19 protein-coding genes and 1 tRNA gene are annotated in these 15,998 nt (G+C 68.3%); 8 read left to right on the plus strand and 12 right to left on the minus strand.

Annotation, left to right across the window (positions count from 1 at the left end; genetic code table 11):
- Positions 1-97 precede the first annotated feature (97 nt).
- The 5 genes from ACFV9G_RS12500 to ACFV9G_RS12520 form a co-directional block, all read right to left on the minus strand.
- On the minus strand, positions 98-697 hold the full coding sequence (locus ACFV9G_RS12500) for a GNAT family N-acetyltransferase (RefSeq protein WP_378727795.1): 600 nt from the start codon (positions 695-697) through the stop codon (positions 98-100).
- Positions 694-1,173 carry a molybdenum cofactor biosynthesis protein B gene (locus ACFV9G_RS12505; RefSeq protein ID WP_378727796.1) on the minus strand — a complete coding sequence of 160 codons (480 nt, stop codon included), beginning with the start codon at positions 1,171-1,173 and terminating at the stop codon, positions 694-696. Before ACFV9G_RS12505 ends, ACFV9G_RS12500 begins: the two co-directional genes overlap by 4 nt.
- 79 nt (positions 1,174-1,252) lie before the next feature.
- Positions 1,253-1,723, minus strand: coding sequence for a cyclic pyranopterin monophosphate synthase MoaC (gene moaC, locus ACFV9G_RS12510; RefSeq protein ID WP_378727797.1), 471 nt, complete (start codon positions 1,721-1,723; stop codon positions 1,253-1,255).
- Positions 1,723-2,931 (minus strand): gephyrin-like molybdotransferase Glp, encoded by a 1,209-nt coding sequence (gene glp / locus ACFV9G_RS12515; protein WP_378727798.1) that lies wholly within the window; start codon positions 2,929-2,931, stop codon positions 1,723-1,725. Before glp ends, moaC begins: the two co-directional genes overlap by 1 nt.
- 10 nt (positions 2,932-2,941) lie before the next feature.
- Entirely contained in the window at positions 2,942-4,318 is a 1,377-nt protein-coding gene (locus tag ACFV9G_RS12520) for a UTP--glucose-1-phosphate uridylyltransferase (protein ID WP_378727799.1), read from the minus strand.
- Positions 4,319-4,395: 77 nt separating this feature from the next.
- Here ACFV9G_RS12520 and ACFV9G_RS12525 point away from each other — a divergent pair, with 77 nt between their 5' ends.
- The 4 genes from ACFV9G_RS12525 (at position 4,396) to ACFV9G_RS12540 (ending at position 6,461) form a co-directional block, all read left to right on the plus strand.
- Positions 4,396-4,959, plus strand: a complete 564-nt coding sequence (locus ACFV9G_RS12525; protein WP_378727800.1) for a 5-formyltetrahydrofolate cyclo-ligase — start codon at positions 4,396-4,398, stop codon at positions 4,957-4,959.
- 59 nt (positions 4,960-5,018) lie between these two features.
- On the plus strand, positions 5,019-5,291 hold the full coding sequence (locus ACFV9G_RS12530) for an FmdB family zinc ribbon protein (RefSeq protein ID WP_378727801.1): 273 nt from the start codon (positions 5,019-5,021) through the stop codon (positions 5,289-5,291).
- 91 nt (positions 5,292-5,382) lie between these two features.
- Positions 5,383-6,042: an SAF domain-containing protein gene (locus ACFV9G_RS12535; protein ID WP_378727802.1), complete on the plus strand. Its 660-nt coding sequence runs from the start codon at positions 5,383-5,385 to the stop codon at positions 6,040-6,042.
- Between the two features lie 68 nt (positions 6,043-6,110).
- Positions 6,111-6,461: an MscL family protein gene (locus tag ACFV9G_RS12540; RefSeq protein ID WP_378727803.1), complete on the plus strand. Its 351-nt coding sequence runs from the start codon at positions 6,111-6,113 to the stop codon at positions 6,459-6,461.
- 52 nt (positions 6,462-6,513) lie between these two features.
- Here ACFV9G_RS12540 and ACFV9G_RS12545 read toward each other — a convergent pair whose 3' ends face one another.
- Complete coding sequence (locus ACFV9G_RS12545) at positions 6,514-6,702, minus strand: hypothetical protein (RefSeq protein ID WP_378727804.1); 189 nt, start codon at positions 6,700-6,702, stop codon at positions 6,514-6,516.
- Entirely contained in the window at positions 6,702-8,762 is a 2,061-nt protein-coding gene (locus ACFV9G_RS12550; RefSeq protein WP_378727805.1) for an LCP family protein, read from the minus strand. The genes ACFV9G_RS12545 and ACFV9G_RS12550 overlap by 1 nt, the downstream gene beginning before the upstream one ends.
- A gap of 203 nt (positions 8,763-8,965) precedes the next feature.
- On the opposite strand from ACFV9G_RS12550, the gene ACFV9G_RS12555 reads away from it, so the two are divergent.
- Positions 8,966-9,041, plus strand: a tRNA-Arg gene (locus tag ACFV9G_RS12555).
- An 8-nt stretch (positions 9,042-9,049) separates the two neighbouring features.
- Here ACFV9G_RS12555 and ACFV9G_RS12560 read toward each other — a convergent pair.
- Positions 9,050-10,219, minus strand: a complete 1,170-nt coding sequence (locus tag ACFV9G_RS12560) for a saccharopine dehydrogenase family protein (RefSeq protein ID WP_378727806.1) — start codon at positions 10,217-10,219, stop codon at positions 9,050-9,052.
- Between the two features lie 148 nt (positions 10,220-10,367).
- Here ACFV9G_RS12560 and ACFV9G_RS12565 point away from each other — a divergent pair, with 148 nt between their 5' ends.
- The 3 genes from ACFV9G_RS12565 to ACFV9G_RS12575 are packed head-to-tail and all read left to right on the plus strand — an operon-like array spanning position 10,368 to position 12,317.
- A complete protein-coding gene (locus tag ACFV9G_RS12565; protein WP_378727807.1) occupies positions 10,368-11,129 on the plus strand; it encodes a response regulator in 762 nt (253 codons plus the stop codon).
- A 31-nt stretch (positions 11,130-11,160) separates the two neighbouring features.
- Positions 11,161-11,427 carry a DUF2277 domain-containing protein gene (locus tag ACFV9G_RS12570; protein WP_091044268.1) on the plus strand — a complete coding sequence of 89 codons (267 nt, stop codon included), beginning with the start codon at positions 11,161-11,163 and terminating at the stop codon, positions 11,425-11,427.
- Positions 11,427-12,317 carry a Sir2 family NAD-dependent protein deacetylase gene (locus ACFV9G_RS12575; RefSeq protein ID WP_378727808.1) on the plus strand — a complete coding sequence of 297 codons (891 nt, stop codon included), beginning with the start codon at positions 11,427-11,429 and terminating at the stop codon, positions 12,315-12,317. The genes ACFV9G_RS12570 and ACFV9G_RS12575 overlap by 1 nt, the downstream gene beginning before the upstream one ends.
- Here the strand turns inward: ACFV9G_RS12575 and ACFV9G_RS12580 are convergent.
- From ACFV9G_RS12580 to ACFV9G_RS12595, 4 genes are all read right to left on the minus strand, one after another.
- Entirely contained in the window at positions 12,303-12,569 is a 267-nt protein-coding gene (locus ACFV9G_RS12580; RefSeq protein WP_091042652.1) for a hypothetical protein, read from the minus strand. The two genes, ACFV9G_RS12575 and ACFV9G_RS12580, sit on opposite strands and share 15 nt — an antisense overlap.
- A 228-nt stretch (positions 12,570-12,797) precedes the next feature.
- Positions 12,798-13,484 carry a metal-dependent transcriptional regulator gene (locus tag ACFV9G_RS12585; protein ID WP_091042654.1) on the minus strand — a complete coding sequence of 229 codons (687 nt, stop codon included), beginning with the start codon at positions 13,482-13,484 and terminating at the stop codon, positions 12,798-12,800.
- 101 nt (positions 13,485-13,585) lie between these two features.
- Positions 13,586-14,086 carry a MarR family winged helix-turn-helix transcriptional regulator gene (locus ACFV9G_RS12590; RefSeq protein ID WP_378727809.1) on the minus strand — a complete coding sequence of 167 codons (501 nt, stop codon included), beginning with the start codon at positions 14,084-14,086 and terminating at the stop codon, positions 13,586-13,588.
- Positions 14,083-15,663, minus strand: a complete 1,581-nt coding sequence (locus ACFV9G_RS12595; protein ID WP_378727810.1) for an MDR family MFS transporter — start codon at positions 15,661-15,663, stop codon at positions 14,083-14,085. The genes ACFV9G_RS12590 and ACFV9G_RS12595 overlap by 4 nt, the downstream gene beginning before the upstream one ends.
- Positions 15,664-15,998: the final 335 nt, after the last annotated feature.

The raw sequence follows: 15,998 nt of genomic DNA on the forward strand, positions 1-15,998 counted from the left end.
AAGAAGCGTAGGAGCCATTACCAGCCCGTAGGCGGACGTGCAGTGGTGTGTCGCGTGTGACTTGTGTGATTTCAGCAGGACACGCCGAGTCAATGCCTCATTCAGGTGACAAACCGAGCCTGGCCAGCATTCCTTGGTGACATTCTTCAACCGTTATCGCGAAGATACGGTGATCTCTCCAGGCCCCGTCGATATGCAGAAATCGGGGCGCATATCCGATCTCGTCGATGCCCAGTTTCTCCACGACGCGGAGCGAGTTGGAGTTCTCCGGGCGGATGCAGATCTCGACCCGGTGCAGCCGCGCGGTGGTGAAGCAGTGGTCGATGACCAGCGCCACCGCCAGCGGCATCACGCCGCGGCCGGCGAAACTCTGGTCGATCCAGTAGCCGATCGAGGCGAACTGCGCGGAGCCCCGCACGATGTTGTTGACCGTGACCTGACCAGCGAAAACACCGTCGACCTCGATCGCGAACGGATAGGTCACGCCACGCTTGGCCTGACGCCGAAGACGACGTACGAGGCTGGCGAACGTCGTGGGCCGCGCGCTCGAACCCGGCGGAACGGTCGCGTCCCACTGATGCAGCCAGGTCGCCGAGCGGCGGCGCGCCTCGGTCCATGCCTTGGCATCGGTGCGGTCGAGAGGGCGTAGGGTCACCGCGCCGTGGGAGAGGACGGCAGGCCAGCCGGGATCGGTCACCGGTGGTCGCTTCCCACAGACTGTTCGACGGCGTGAGGCAGCACCGGACGCAGCACGTCGATCGCATCCTTCACGCCACCCCGGGACCCGGGAAGGTTCACCACCACGCACGCTCCGATCTGACCGGCCAGACCGCGGGACAGTAGCGCCGTCGGGATCCCCTTGGCCACTCCGGCCGCCCGAATGCCCTCGGCGATGCCGGGGATCTCGCGGTCGAGCAGCGGACGAGTGACCTCGGGGGTGCGGTCGGTCGGGGTCAGCCCCGTGCCTCCGGTGGTGAGGACGACCCGCGCCCCCTCCTCCGCCGCCCGCGCGATCGCGTCGCCGACCGGGTCGCCGTCGCGTACGACCTCGGGAGGGCCGACCACGAATCCGAGCTCTTCCAGAAATGTCACCAAGAGGGGGCCGGTGGTGTCCTCGTAGACACCCGCCGAGGCGCGGTTGGAGGCGACGACGACGGTCGCTTTCAGACTCATCGGGCGACCTCCGTAGCGCAAGCGCCAGGATACGGACGCCGCCCGATGAGGTATTCGATGGTCGCTCGCTGGCGCTCGCTCATCGGGCGAAGTCTCCCGACTTTCCACCGGTCTTCGTCTCGACGCGGATATCGGTGATGACCGCCCGTTTGTCGACCGCCTTGATCATGTCGACCACGGTGAGGCCGGCGACGGCGACCGCGGTCAATGCCTCCATCTCGACACCGGTGCGGTCGGCGGTCTTCACGGTCGCGGTGATCTCGACGGCGTCGTCGGCGACGCTCAGCTCGACCTTGACGCCGGAGACGGCCAGCGGGTGGCACAGCGGGATCAGGTCGGGGGTCTTCTTCGCGCCCATGATCCCCGCGATGCGGGCCACGGCGAGCGCATCACCCTTGGGTACGCCCTCGCCGCGGAGCAGCTCGATGACCTCTGGTGAAACCAGCACCCGCCCGGATGCGGTCGCGGTGCGGGTCGTGACCGCCTTCTCGGAGACGTCGACCATCCGGGCCGCGCCGGTCTCGTCGACATGGGTGAGTCGGTCAGCCATCAGAACTCCACATCCAGCTCGATCACGTCCACCTCGGCGTCCTTGTCCAGCGAGGTCGTCTCCGGCGGGATGACGATCAGGCAGTTGGCGCCGGCGAGATCCCCGATCAGGTGGGACCCCGGGCCACCGATGGGCGAGACGCCGGCACGGGAGCCGTCGTACCAACCGCGGAGGTACTGCTCCTTGCCCTTCGGGGACCGCACCGGGTGGGTCAGGGCGGCGCGACGTACGGGCCGGGCCTCGGGGGTCATGCCCATCAGCCGGCGCAGCGCCGGGAGCACGAAGAGCTCGAAGGAGACGAACGAGGAGACCGGGTTGCCGGGGAGGCAGAGGACCGGCACCCCCTCCTCGCCGATCCGGCCGAACCCCTGCGGCTTGCCCGGCTGCAGGTTCACCGGGCCGAACCAGACACCCTCCGGGGTCAGCGCCTCCTTGACCACGTCGTAGTCGCCCATCGAGACGCCGCCGGAGGTGACCACCAGGTCGGCACGGACGAGCTGGTCGGAGAGCGCCGTCATGAACGCCCGCGGCTCGTCAGGGACGATCCCGACGCGGTACGCGATCGCGCCGGCCCGGCGGGCGGCGGCGGCCAGAAGGAAGGAGTTGCCGTCGTAGATCGAGTCGTGGCCGAGGGTCTCGCCCGGCTCGCGCAGCTCGGTGCCGGTCGAGAGCACCACGACCCGGGGGCACGGGCGCACCGCGACCTGGGCACGGCCGACGGACGCGATCAGGCCCAGATGGCGCGGGCCGAGCACCGTGCCCGCCGGGATGAGCAGGTCGCCCTTGGCGACGTCCTCGCCCGCGTAGCGAACGTGCTGAGCCTCCTCCGGCGTCTGCCGGATCTCGACCTCGGCGACGCCGCGGTCGGTCCACTCGTACGGCACGACCGTGTCGGCACCCGTCGGCAGCGGAGCGCCGGTCATGATCTTCGCCGCCGCGCCCGGCGGCAGCGCCAGCAGCGAGGCCTGCCCCGCGCCGATCTCACCGAGCACTGGCAACCGCACCGGAGCCTCGGCCGAGGCGCTCGCGACATCGGCGTAGCGGACCGCGTAGCCGTCCATCGAGGAGTTGTCGAAGCCCGGCAGCGAGACCTCGGCATGGATGTCCTCGGCCACCGCCAGCCCGAGGCAGTCCATCAGGGGCTGCGGGTAGGCCGACATCGGCTCGAGGTCGGCCAGGATTCGCTCGCGGTACTCGGCGGGGGTCACCCCGCCAACACTAGTCGGAGAGGACTGTGGCCGGAGCGACCCGTTCGGCGTTGGCGCCGTCGAGCGAGACCGCGCCGATGACCTGGACGCCCTTGCCGAAGGTCCAGTCGCCGTTGACGGTGAGCGAGGCCGCCTGGCGCAACGACGGCGCGCCTTCGGGGAAGCGCTCGTCGAAGTTCGCGACGTACTTGTAGTAGTCGCCGTCCAGGTCGATGAACGGCACCACGTCGGCGACCTGGTCGAGCACGAAGTTGTCGCCGATGTCGTAGACGTCGGAGCGGAGGACGAGGAGGTCGTTGGTCGTCTTGACCGGGACGAACCGGTCGCGGCCGACCTCGATCAGCTGCGAACCCTCGAAGACCTCGATCGCGGCGCCCATGGCGGTCTCGATCTGGACGACCTTGGGGGTCTTCGGGTCGGCGGGGTCGACGGTCTTCTCGTTGCGGATCAGCGGCAGGCCGAGGATGCCGTCGCGCTCGGAGAGGACCTTCTTGAGCGCCTTGAGGTCGAACCAGATGTTGTTGGTCGAGCAGTACTTGTGGCGGTTGAGGTCCTGCAGCGTCACCTTGTCCGCGTCCAGCGTCTGCGCCGTCTCACGCAGGATCAGGCGGCCGTCGGACTTACGGCGCGCGAAGTGACCGCCCTTGCGGTCGCTCGGGGTGCGGCGTACGGCCTCGATGGCGAAGGGGGCACCGGACTTGGCGAACCAGCCGGCGACCTTCTCGTCGGGGACGGCGCCGAGGTTGTCGGAGTTGGAGACGAAGACCCGCTCGTAGCCCTGCTCGATGAGCTGGTCGAGGAGCCCGGTGTCGAGCAGGGCGGTGTAGATGTCTCCGTGGCCGGGCGGGCACCACTCCAGCTCGGGATCCTTCGGCCACTCGACCGGGCTCAGGTCGTCGACCAGCAGGCGCGGCTCGCGGTTCTGCAGGAACTCCAGCGGCAGACCCTCGACGGGCAGGTCCCGGTAGCGCTCGAGCGCGGCCAGGCTGTCCTCGGAGGTGCGGAAGGAGTTCATCAGCAGCAGCGGGAGACGTACGTCGTACTTCTCGCGCATGTGCAGGATCTGGCGGGCGATCACGTCCAGGAAGCTCAGACCCTTGCGCACGCACAGCAGCGACTTCGCGCGGTCCATGCCCATCGAGGTGCCGAGGCCGCCGTTGAGCTTGATCACCGCGGTGGTCGAGATGGCGGCGTGCGCCTCCTCGTCGGTGACCTCGACATCGCTGATCGACGGGATGTCGACCGGCTCGATCGTGTCCTCCGGGATCATCCCGGTCTCACCGTGCTCGAGCTGGCGGTAGTAATGTGCGAAGGTCTGCACCGCGACGTCGTCAACGCCGGCATCGCGCATCTTCGCCATTGCCTTGGCCAAACCTGGGCTACCCATAGAGGAAAGCCTAGGCTGTCGTTGTGTCGGGTTCACACACCCCTCCGGGTTCTGATGGTCCAGCCCCCGCTGACTTCGTGGGGCGCAAGACTGCCTTACGTGACCAGTTGTTGACTACCCGGGGGCGCATCGGGCTCCCCCGCCTGGGTTCGCTGGCGCGCTCCCTGTCGCAGGTGGTCACTGATATTCCAGACGTACGCAGCGCCGCAACGGTTGCGCTCTACGTCTCGATCGGCACCGAACCGGGCACCGGACCTCTTATCGACGAGCTGGACGCAGCCGGGAAACGCATCCTGCTGCCCTGTCTTCTACCGGACAACGACCTGGACTGGGCCCTCTACGACGGAGAGCTGGTCCGGGCGCCTCGTGGCCTGCTGGAGCCCGGCGGGGAGCGCTTGGGGGTCTCCGCGGTCACGGGTGCCGACGTCGTGCTCGTCCCCGGCCTGGCGGTCGACTCGCACGGGCATCGGATGGGACGTGGCGGCGGTTCCTACGACCGCGTCCTGGCTCGGGTGCCGGCCGGAACGTTCACCTGCATCCTTCTCTATCCGTGGGAGATCGACGTCGCGGTGCCGGTCGAGGCGCACGACCGGGCGGTGGGAGCGGTCGCGAGCGCGGAGGGAATGCGGCGCTTCTCCTAGGCGTTCGCTAATATTGGCAGTCGCGCCCGTCGAGTGCCAGATTCTGTTCTAGGAGAAACGTGCCCACCTATCAGTACGCCTGCACCGAGTGCGGCCACGCCTTCGACCAGTTCCAGAGCTTCAGCGATGCCTCGCTGACCGAGTGCCCCGAGTGCGGCGGCAAGCTGCGCAAGGTCTTCAGCGCCGCCGGCGTCGTCTTCAAGGGCTCCGGCTTCTACCGCACCGACTCCCGCTCCGGGTCCTCCTCGTCGACGTCGTCCACGTCCTCGACGACATCGTCCTCGAGCACCTCCTCCTCCCCGGCGCCCGCCTCCTCCGGTTCCTCGGACTGAAGCACCTAGTTATCCACAGGGCTGTCCACAAGCTCTGGAGCGCTGTGGATAGCGAGATGCGGGAATCGCGCGGGCGACTTAGCGTGCCCGCATGTTCACTCGAATCACGTCCTTCTCCCGCCGCGTACGCCGCGGGGTCCTCGCCCACCGACGCCTGCTGGCGTTCCTGCTGACCGCCTCCGCGGTCGCGGTCGGGTTCTCGGCCACCCGACCGGACCCACCCGACACCTCGACGATGGCGGTCGCCTCCCGAGATCTGCCGGTCGGCACGGTCCTCACCGCCGCCGACCTCACCGACGTCTCGACCGACCCCGCCAGCGTGCCCGTCGACATCGCCGAAGCGCCGCTCGGTGAGCGCCTCGCGGCTCCCCTACGGCGCGGCGAGCCCGTCACCGACGTACGTCTCGTGGGCCCCGGGCTGACCGAGGGACACCCCGACCTGGTGGCCGTTCCTGTCCGGCTTCCCGACGCCGAGATGGCCGGGTTGCTGCATGTCGGCGACACCGTGGACCTCTACGCCACCGACCCCGCCACCGCCGAGACCGCCCAGGTCACCACCGACACGCTGATCCTCAGCCTCCCTCAAGCCGCGGAGCCGAGCCGGGATGATTCCATGGCACAGGGAAAGACCGACGGATTTGGCGTCACGAACGCTTCGGCGGGGCGTCTGGTCATCGTCGGAGTCGCCGCGAACAGCGTCGAGGACGTCACATCAGCAGGGGTGGGTGGCTACCTCACCTTTGCGTACTGACGGCCAATCGCACGCCATATCCGGGGTCTCCTTCACCTCACACAATGAGCAACAGGAGAAAGCAAGACATGGACGGTTTCAAGAAGTTCCTGCTCCAGGGCGACCTGATCAAACTCGCGGTCGCCTTCATCATGGGTGCCGCGTTCGCCTCAGTGGTGACAGCCACCGTCGCGGTGATCATGGATCTGCTCGGCAAGCTCGGCGGCACGCCGGACTTCTCCAACTGGAAGCCCTATGGCATCCACTTCGGCGACTGGTTCACCGCAGTCATCGCCTTCCTCATCATGGCTGCGGTCGTCTACTTCATGATCGTGAAGCCCTACACCGCCGCCAAGGAGCGCTACTTCCCGGACCCCGACCCGGGCGAGACCGAGATCGACATCCTCAAGCAGATCCGCGACAGCATCGCCGTTCGCTGACGCATTCGCGCCAGAACGGATTGCCTCGGGCTCCGCTTCGGCAGGTGCCGTCTCACCCACCGTGGTGAGGCGGCACCTGCGATTTCAGCCATCGATCCGACGCCGACTCCTCCGACTCCGCCGACGACTCCCGCTCGTCGCTGGTCGTCTCGGGGAGTACGTCACCGAAGATCCGCGCCAGCCGCTGCTTGCGCTTCCACTCCGGCTCCTCGGGCGCTTCTGGTTCTTCGGGGTCGGCCATCAGCACAGTCCCGCGCGCTCGCGCTCAGCCTTCGCCTGCTCGGCGATCTCGGCCAATTCTTCCTCGGTCGCTCCGCTGCTGGCGTTGCCGGACGCGTCGCTCGAGGCGTCGCCCGAGGCGGCGCCCGACGAGGCATCGTCGGAGGGCTCCGAACCAGCGGTCTCGCCGTCGGTGCCCTCACCCGAGTCACCGGACTTCTTGTCCTTATCGCCCGAGGCCTGCCCGGCGTCCAGCGATCCTGCCGCGATCTTCTTGGTCAGCGGCTTGTCGTTCGCGATGGCCTTCCAGACGTTCTTGGCCTTCTCCTCGTCGAGGACGACTCGGTTCTCGTTCTGCGGGTCCGCCGCCACGGGGATGGTGAGGAACTTGATGTTCTCCATCCCGATGCTCTGGAAGCCGGCACCGATCTTGGCCATCGTGTCGAGGTTGTCCTTGAGGCCCTCGTCCATCGTGAGGCCCTTCGTCGCCGCATTCAGGAAGCCGAGGACCTTCGTCGGACTCGACAGGGTGTCGCCGGAGAGCAGCTTCCCCGCCATCGAGCCGATGAACGCCTGCTGGCGCTTCGCCCGCAACAGGTCGCTTCCGTCACCGAAGACGTGGCGCATGCGAACGTACTGAAGCGCCTGCTTGCCGCTCAGCGTCTGAGGGCCTGCCTTGAACTTGGCGCCCGAGTAGCTGTCGTCCACTGCCTCCGGGAGGCACACGTCGACGCCGTCGATCGCATCGACCATCCCCTTGAAGCTTCCAAAGTCGACGACGACCAGATGGTTGATGGTGATGTCGCACTTCTCACCACACATCTCAGCAGCAACCGACTCCACCTGCTCCACGGTGCAGGTCGGACCCGCAGTGGAGTACGCGGCGTTCCACTGCACATAGTCAGCGGGAGCGGTCTTCCCGTCCTCCGTCTTGCATGAAGGTCGGTTGACCATCGTGTCGCGCGGGATAGAGACGCCGTAAGCGAACTTACGGTTCGCCGAAAGGTGCAGCAGGATGGTGGTGTCCGAACCACCACCGCTCTCGCCGTCGAGGCCGCATCCCTTGCAGTCACGGCTGTCCGAACCCATCACGAGGATGTTGATCGGTTCCTTCGGGCCGACATCAGCAGCCTCTTCGCCGAGGCTGACAGTGTTGATGTTCGAGGTGAGGGATCTGTAGGTGTAGACCGCGAACAGCCCGACGACCAGCGCCAGCACGAGCAGCGAGGAGCCCAGGACCTGCCACACGCTGATCCGGGGCTTGTCGCGGTCCTCGCGCTCGTCCTCCGGGTAGGGGGCGTAGGGCTGCTGGTAGCCGCCCTCGGGCGGATAGTCGTCATAAGGCTCGTCGTCATACCCGGACGCGTACGCGGCGTCTCGGCGCCCCGGCGCGGGATAGGCCTCGTGGCGGGCCTCGTGCAGCTCATCGCGGGAGGACGTACGACCTCGGGGCCGGTCGGCCGGATCAGGCCGGGGCGCGACAGCGGTCGCGCCGGGGTCGTTCCAGTCGAACTCGCGAGCAGCAGGCGGCGCGAGCTGCTGGTCGGGGGCCTTGGGCGAGGGAGGAGCGGGGTGAGGATCCTGGCGATACCACTCCGGCGCAGGCGCGACCGCGGTCTCCTCTGCGGAGGGAGCCGGGGCCGGCGGCGGTATTCGGCGCGCGGGGCGCGGGGTCTCGCGCAGCGGCGGGGCTACGGCCGTCGCGTCCGGGGCATTCCACTCCTGGGGCGCGGCGGGCGCCGGCGACGGACCCGAGCTGCCACGGCCCAACGCCTGATAGCGCTCGGCCCGGGTCGGCTCTCTACGCACCGGTTCGGCGCGCGGCTGCTCGACGGCGGGCGGATCGGGCTGCGCCGGCTCCTGACGCGCGGCCCGACGGCCACCGCCCGACGATCCCGGCCCGGGAGGCGGCGGCGACACGAACTCGGACTGCGGACGCGCGGCCCGACGGCCACCACCGGGCTCCGCGGACGGCTGGTCGGTCGGTACGTCGGCGACCCGAGCACCACGGCCGGACTGAGTCCCTCCGGACTCGTCGCTCGCAGGGCCGTCGGCGCCGTACATCCACTCGAATCCGGACACGCCGGAGCCTGAATCCGCACCCCCACGTCGGGGAGGCATGGAGGAGTCAGGCATAGGTCACCGTCATTCGTCGCTTGTCTTCGGGGGGATTCGGGCTGAGTCGACGGTGACTCAACCTACGCGAGCGACCCAAGTCTGGCCCCTGACCGCATCGAACCCCAAACCGTAGTATTACCCGCCACCATGGCAAGATATCCGCGAATGCCCCAGTAGCTCAGTGGATAGAGCAGCCGCCTCCTAAGCGAAAGGTCGCAAGTTCGACTCTTGCCTGGGGCACCACGACAACCTCAAGCGACGACCTCGAACCGGATCCCTGCGGCCTGGAGCCGCTCGAGCAGCGCATCGCCCATCGCCACCGCCGTGGTCACCGACCCGGCGGTCTCGGGAAGCGTGTCGAAGGCGAGGCAGAGCGCCGACTCGGCGAGCATCTTCGCCGTCTCCGTGTAGCCCGGGTCGCCTCCGGAGACCTTGGTGTGGATCTTCCGGCCGCCGGACTCGGCGACGAAGTCGACCGTGAACCACGACTTCTCCCGCCGGCCCTCGGAGGGTCCGGTGCCCTGCTTGACCCGCTCACCGAGCTTGGACCGCAGCGGCGGCACCTGCATCGCGAGGGCGAGGGCGCCGACGCCGACCGCGCCACCGACGGCGTACCTCAGCGTCTTGGTCCCGGCGAAGTGCGAGTAGGTGAAGGCAGGTCCGTACGCCTCCAGAGCCCGCCCGGAGCGGGCGACGATGAACGGGTCGATGGTCGGCAGCGGCAAGAGCCAGTAGCCCAGCTCGCCATCGCGGCCCAGGCTGGGCTTCGCCGCGCGCGACCTACGCCCCACCGGCCGCTCCTCGAGCGCCCGGCGCTCGCGGGAGGCCGCCGCCATCTCCCGAGGCCGGGACATCTGCCCCAGCGCCGAGTGGAAGGTGCCGCCGGAGAAGGTGGCGTTGGAACGGACGACGCCCTTCATCGTCAGCGGCCCGGTGATCTCGCCGCCGGCGGCGAGCTCGCGGACCGTGAAGAAGGCGCCGAGGTCGTGCGGGATCGAGTCGAACCCGCAGGCGTGCACGATCCGGGCGCCGTTGGCGCGGGCGGTGGCGTCGTACTTCACGAACATCCGGTCGACGAACTCGGGCTCTCCGGTCAGGTCGACGTAGTCGGTGCCGACCTCGGCGCAGGCCTTGACCAGCGGTTCGCCGTACTCCAGGTAGGGCCCGACGGTGGTGATCACGACGCGAGCACGAGCCGCGAGCGCGGCCAGCGACGAGGAATCGTGCACATCGGCCTGGAGGAGCTCGACGTCGGCGGAGCCGAGCGCGTCGCGGACGGCCTCGAGGCGCGACAGGGAGCGACCTGCAAGCGCCCACCGCAGTCCCTCGGGCGCGTGCTCGGCCAGATATCCGGCGACCAGACCGCCCGTGAATCCGGTCGCGCCGAACAGGACGATGTCGAGATCGCGGGAAGACGTCATAACCGCTACCTTTCCAGAAGCAACGAAATCCGAGACGGCACGGGCCTCTCAGTGATCAAATGTTGCATCAATAGGGATACTCTTGAGCGGTTTCTTTCGGCATCATCCCCAACGACGAGATGAGTGAGACGAGCCTGTGGGCGACGCGGTGATCAGCGTTCTGCTGGCCGACGGCCACGACGTCGTGCGTGTCGGCGTGCGTACGGTCCTGCAGCCCGAGCCGGGCATCGAGGTCGTGGGTGAGGCCCGCACCGCCGCCGAGGCACGCATGCTGATCGCGACGCTCCGTCCCGACGTACTCATCATGGACGCCCACCTGCCCGACGCCTCCGGCGTGGCGCTGTGCCGCGAGGCGCTGGCGATGAAGAGCGACATCCGCTGCCTGATCCTGGCCACCGACGCCGACGACGAGGTGATGAGCCAGGCGATCATGGCCGGTGCGGCCGGTTACGTGCTCAAACAGATCGAGGCGACGAGCCTGGTCTCCGGCGTACGCCTGGTGGCCAGCGGCCACACCCTCTTCGACCCCGAGGCGGCCGCCAAGGTGGTCCAGAACGTCGAGCAGCGCCGTCGGATGCACGAGGTGGTCGCCGACCTGACCCCGCAGCAGCGACGGATCCTGGTGCTGCTCGCCGAGGGCATCTCCAACCGCCAGATCGCCGACCGCCTGGTGCTGGCGGAGAAGACCGTGAAGAACCACATCACCGGTCTGCTCGCCAAGCTGGGCGTCAGCCACCGCACCCAGGCCGCTCTGATGGCGAGCCAACTGCTCGAGGAGGGCGTCGTGCCGCGGCCGGCTCCCCCGGCCGACGACCTGCGGCAGCCCAAGGGAACCGCGCCCAACGGCGGGCCGATCCCCCCGCATCCGCGCGGCCAGGCCCCCTCCCACGCCCCCGGCCGATCCCGATAGCCGTCGCGCCGATCCAGGTACCGTGGATGGCATGTGCCGCAACATCCGCCCGCTCCACAACTTCGAGCCGCCCGCCACCAACGACGAGGTCGCCGCAGCCGCCCTGCAGTTCGTACGCAAGGTGAGCGGCACGACCAAGCCTTCGGCCGCCAACCAGGAGGCCTTCGACCACGCCGTCGCCGAGATCGCCCACATCACCCGGCATCTCCTCGACGATCTGGTCACCAACGCCCCCAAGAAGAACCGTGAGGTCGAGGCCGCGAAGCGCAAGGCTCGCGCCGAGGCGAGGTACGCCTGATGCCGATCGCCCCCGGGGCGATCGCAGAGGAGTCGTACGCAGCGGCCCTGGCCCTCCTCCAGGACCGGCGCCTCGTGGTGCTGACCGGGGCCGGCGTCTCGACCGACTCGGGCATCCCCGACTACCGCAGCCCGGGCAGTCCGTCACGGCAGCCGATGACCTACCAGCAGTTCATCTCGGGGCCGCAGGAGCGGCAGCGCTACTGGGCGCGCAGCCATCTCGGCTGGCGGCGGATGGGCAGCGCGGTGCCGAACGCCGGCCATCGCGCTCTGGCCGCGATCGACCCCGAGCTGCTGATCACCCAGAACGTCGACGGTCTGCACGAGCAGGCGGCGCCGGAGCTGGCCCGGAGCGGTCGGATCGTGACGCTGCACGGCCGCGTGAGCGACGTGATCTGTCTGTCCTGCCGCACGCTGAGCCCGCGCCGCGACCTCCAGGAGCGGATGGAGGCGCTCAATGCGGGTTGGGCCGAGGCGCACGCGGACGTGGAGACCCGGCCGGACGGTGACGTCGCGCTCGAGGAGACCCAGGACTTCGTCGTGCCCGACTGCGAGATCTGCGGTGGCATCCTCAAACCGGACGTCGTCTTCTTCGGCGAGAACGTCCCCAAGGACCGGGTCGCCCGGTGCATGGCGGCGGTCGACGCGTTGGCGGGCCCGGGAAGCCTTGAGCTCCGCGGCGAGCGGCACGAGGGGGAGGGCGTGCTGCTCGTCGCGGGCTCGAGTCTGGCGGTGATGAGTGGCTATCGGTTCGTGCGCCGGGCGGCGAAGGCCGGGATCCCGGTCGTCATCGTGAACCGCGGCGCCACCAGGGGCGATGGGGAAGCTGCGTACAAGCTGGAGGTCGGAACCAGCGAGTTTCTCACCACCTTGGCATCACGCAGAGCGTGACTGCGGCAGGTCGGCCATCCGACCGGCGGCCTCGTCGACGGAGAGTCTGGCACCGATGAAGAAGTGGTAGACCGGGCCTTCGTCGATCAGCAGCACCTTGGCGCTGTGGTAGTCGCCGCCGAGGTCGGTGAGCACGATCTCCTCGCCGCGCTCGAGGTGACGGGTCAGGCCGGTGTCGGTGTGGTGGACGGCGACTGGGCGGAACGTCTCATCCAGCTCGCGGCCGCGAGCGGGCAGATGAACGACCTCCATAGAGCTCTCCCCTCCGGAGACCCCCGCAAGTCTCGACATGACAACTGCTGAAGGTCTCGCTCCAGCAGGTCTTGCACGTCAAACATAAGCATCTAGGACGTAATCGGTCCAGAGTCGTGTGCCAGATTCTGCCGACGTCGAGAGAATTTCACCCACGGTTACAAAAGTGGGCACGGCGTTGCCACATCGAAGACGACTCGTGGAGCCGCCTGGGGACGAAACTGCGGGTCAGAGGGCCTTGACGAAGATATGGTCCGCGGCCTCGGGGATGATCTCCGCGGTCTCCCCACCGGAGCCGAGCATGACCCCATCGGCGGTCGCCTTGATGGCGACGGTCTGGTCCGGGGTCGCACCGACCCGGCGCAGAGCGCTCATCAGCGACTCGTCCTTCTGCATCTCCTCGGAGATGCGGCGCACCAGGACCGTGGCGCGCTCGGAGGTCGCCGCGGCCGTGAGCGACTGGACGCCGGCCATGAAGTCCTCGTCGGCGGGCTTGCCGCCGAGCTCGTCGAGACCGGGGATCGGGTTGCCGTAGGGCGACTCGGTCGGGTCGCCGAGCAGGTCGAGCAGTCGCTTCTCGACCGTGTCCGACATGACGTGCTCCCAGCGGCACGCCTCCTCGTGGACGAGCTCCCAGTCGAGGCCGATGACGTCGGTGAGCAGCCGCTCGGCGAGGCGGTGCTTGCGCATCACCCGGGTGGCCAGGCGAAGGCCCTCGTCGGTGAGCTGCAGGTGGCGGTCACCCTCGACGGTGAGCAGACCGTCGCGCTCCATCCGGGCGACGGTCTGGGAGACCGTGGGACCGGACTGGTGGAGGCGCTCGGCGATGCGGGCGCGCAGCGGAACGATTCCCTCTTCGACCAGCTCGTAGATGGTGCGAAGGTACATCTCGGTGGTATCGATGAGATCGCTCACGGGCTAATCCTACATCCTTGAATCAGTCAGAAAAACCGAACCCAGCAGGGTGTGTCCCGAGCGAAGTCGGCCTGCAGGAGAGATCATCGCTGCGCGATCCCCTAGGAGCCCTGGCGTTCTAGGGCTTCGTTGTATCTGGCAAGCATAGCGCTGAGCCCGTCGATGTCGTCGGGACTCCAGTCGGCCAGCCGGTCGTTGAAACGTACGCGGCGCTCCCGGGTCACCCGGTCGAGCCCGTCGCGGGCCTCGGCGGTCACCGAGACCAGGCTGGCGCGCCCGTCCTCGGGGTCGGGGTGGCGCTCAAGCAGGCCCAGGTCGATCATGGCCTGCACCATCCGGCTGACCGCTCCCTTGTCGATCCCGAGTCCGTCGACCAGCGCGGAGGCGCGCACCGGACCACGCTCGGCGATCCAGGTCAGCATCATGTAGCCGCCGGGCGGCAGATCCGGGTGAATCATCCGGCCGCGCGCCTTCATCGCCCGCTTGGCCCGCCACACGAGCACACCGACCTCGGACTCGAGCCGGCTGAGCGAATCGGCGCGAAGGCCGTCGTCGATCTGCTCGCCCTGGGCGGCGTTGTCCATGGCTGGCACCTCTGTCATCTCCGGCCGGCTCCTCCCGCCTCGAGCTCCGCGGCGACCTCAGGAGCGATCTCGTCCTCGGTGAGGTCCTCGATCGTAGTCTTGAGCGGAACCTCCTTGATACCCAGGATCGCAACCAGCGCGATGACCGCGCAGGGGATGGCCACCAGGAAGAGATCGGCCGTGGCGACGGCGAACGCGTGCTCGTAGAGCGCCTGCATCGCGCTCGGCATGCTCGCCGGGTCGGCAAGACCGCCGCTCTGCAGGCTCTGGAGCTCCTCGGGGGTGACCTTTCCGCTGGCCACCAGCTCGGGGATGCCGTCGGTGATGACGTCCTCGACCCGGTGGGAGAGCACGGCGCCGAGCGCGGCGATGCCCATCGAGCCGCCCATCGACCGGAAGAAGGCCACGACCGAGGACCCGGCACCCATGTCCTTACTGTCGAGGTTGTTCTGCACCGCGAGGACGAGGTTCTGGTTGGTGGCACCGACACCGAGACCGACGACGGCCATGAAGGCGCCGACCAGGGCCAGGTTGGTGTGCTCGTCGATCGTGCTGAGCAGGTAGAGCCCGATCGGCAGCATGATGCCGCCGAAGACCAGGTAGCGCTTCCAGCGCCCGGTGGAGCTGATCAGGCGTCCGGTGACCATGCCCGCGCCGGAGAGCCCGAGCACCATGCAGATCGACATCAGGCCGGCGTGGGTCGGCGTCATCTCGCGAGCGGTCTGGAAGTACTGCTGCAGGTAGACCGTCGCACCGAACATCCCGGCACCGACGAAGAACGAGGCAAAGGTGGAGAGGACCATCGTGCGGTCACGGAAGAGACGCAGCGGGATGATCGGCTCCTTGGCGAACCTGCCCTCGACCAGGATCGCGAGGCCCAGCACGACGACGCTGCCGGCCACCAGGGCGTACGAGGTCAGCGAGGCCCACTCGAAGGAGCTGCCGCCCAGGGTGACCCAGATCAGCAGCGTCGAGACGCCGGCGACCAGGAGGAAGGCGCCGAGGTAGTCGATGCTCACCTCGCGGCGTACGTGCGGGAGGTGCAGGGTCTTCTGGAGCAGGATGAAGGCGACCACGGCGAACGGCACGCCGACGTAGAAGACGCCGGGCCAGCCGACCGGGGAGTCGACGATCACGCCGCCGACCAGCGGGCCGATGACCGTCGCCAGGGCGAAGACGGCACCGATGTAGCCGGAGTAGCGGCCGCGCTCACGCGGGGGAACGATCATCGCGATGATCACCTGGATCAGCGCGACGATGCCACCCATGCCGAGGCCCGCGATGACGCGGCCGGTGATGATCACCGGCATCGAAGGCGCCAGTCCACAGATCGCCGAGCCGACGATGAACAGGCCGAGGGCGACCTGGACCAGGACCTTCTTGTTGTAGAGATCGGCCAGCTTGCCCCAGATCGGGGTGGTCGCGGTCATCGCGAGCATGCTCGAGACGACGATCCAGGTGTAGCCGCCCTGGGTGCCGTCGAGGTCGGTGACGATCCGCGGCAGGGCGTTGGCGACCGACGTGCTGGACAGCATGGCGACGAAGAGCGCCATCAGCAGGCCGGAGAGGACCTCCATGATCTGGCGGTGGGTCATCTGCGGTGCCGCGATGGCCGGCGAAGACTGCTGGGACTCTGACAAGTGTGGACTCGGCTCTCACGCGAATTGGTTGAACATTGGCAACCAATGTACGTCGGATTAGTTGCTAAACACAACTTGTCGCCCGGCCGTAAAAACGGGGCGACCCGCAGGCGGGCCTGGTGGCCAACCCGGTGGATGAGTCCGGTACGCCTGCGGGTCGGGTGGCTGCCGTTGGATTGCCAGCCCTTATCCATAGTTGGAGAAGCTGCTAGCGAGCAGCCACCTCACGCATCCAATCGTTCTTCATCTGATCGGATCACCTCCTTTCCCGTGTGCCTCAACGGTAGGCG

The sequence above is a fragment of the Nocardioides sp. NPDC059952 genome (assembly GCF_042730435.1).
Classification (GTDB): Bacteria; Actinomycetota; Actinomycetes; order Propionibacteriales; family Nocardioidaceae; genus Nocardioides.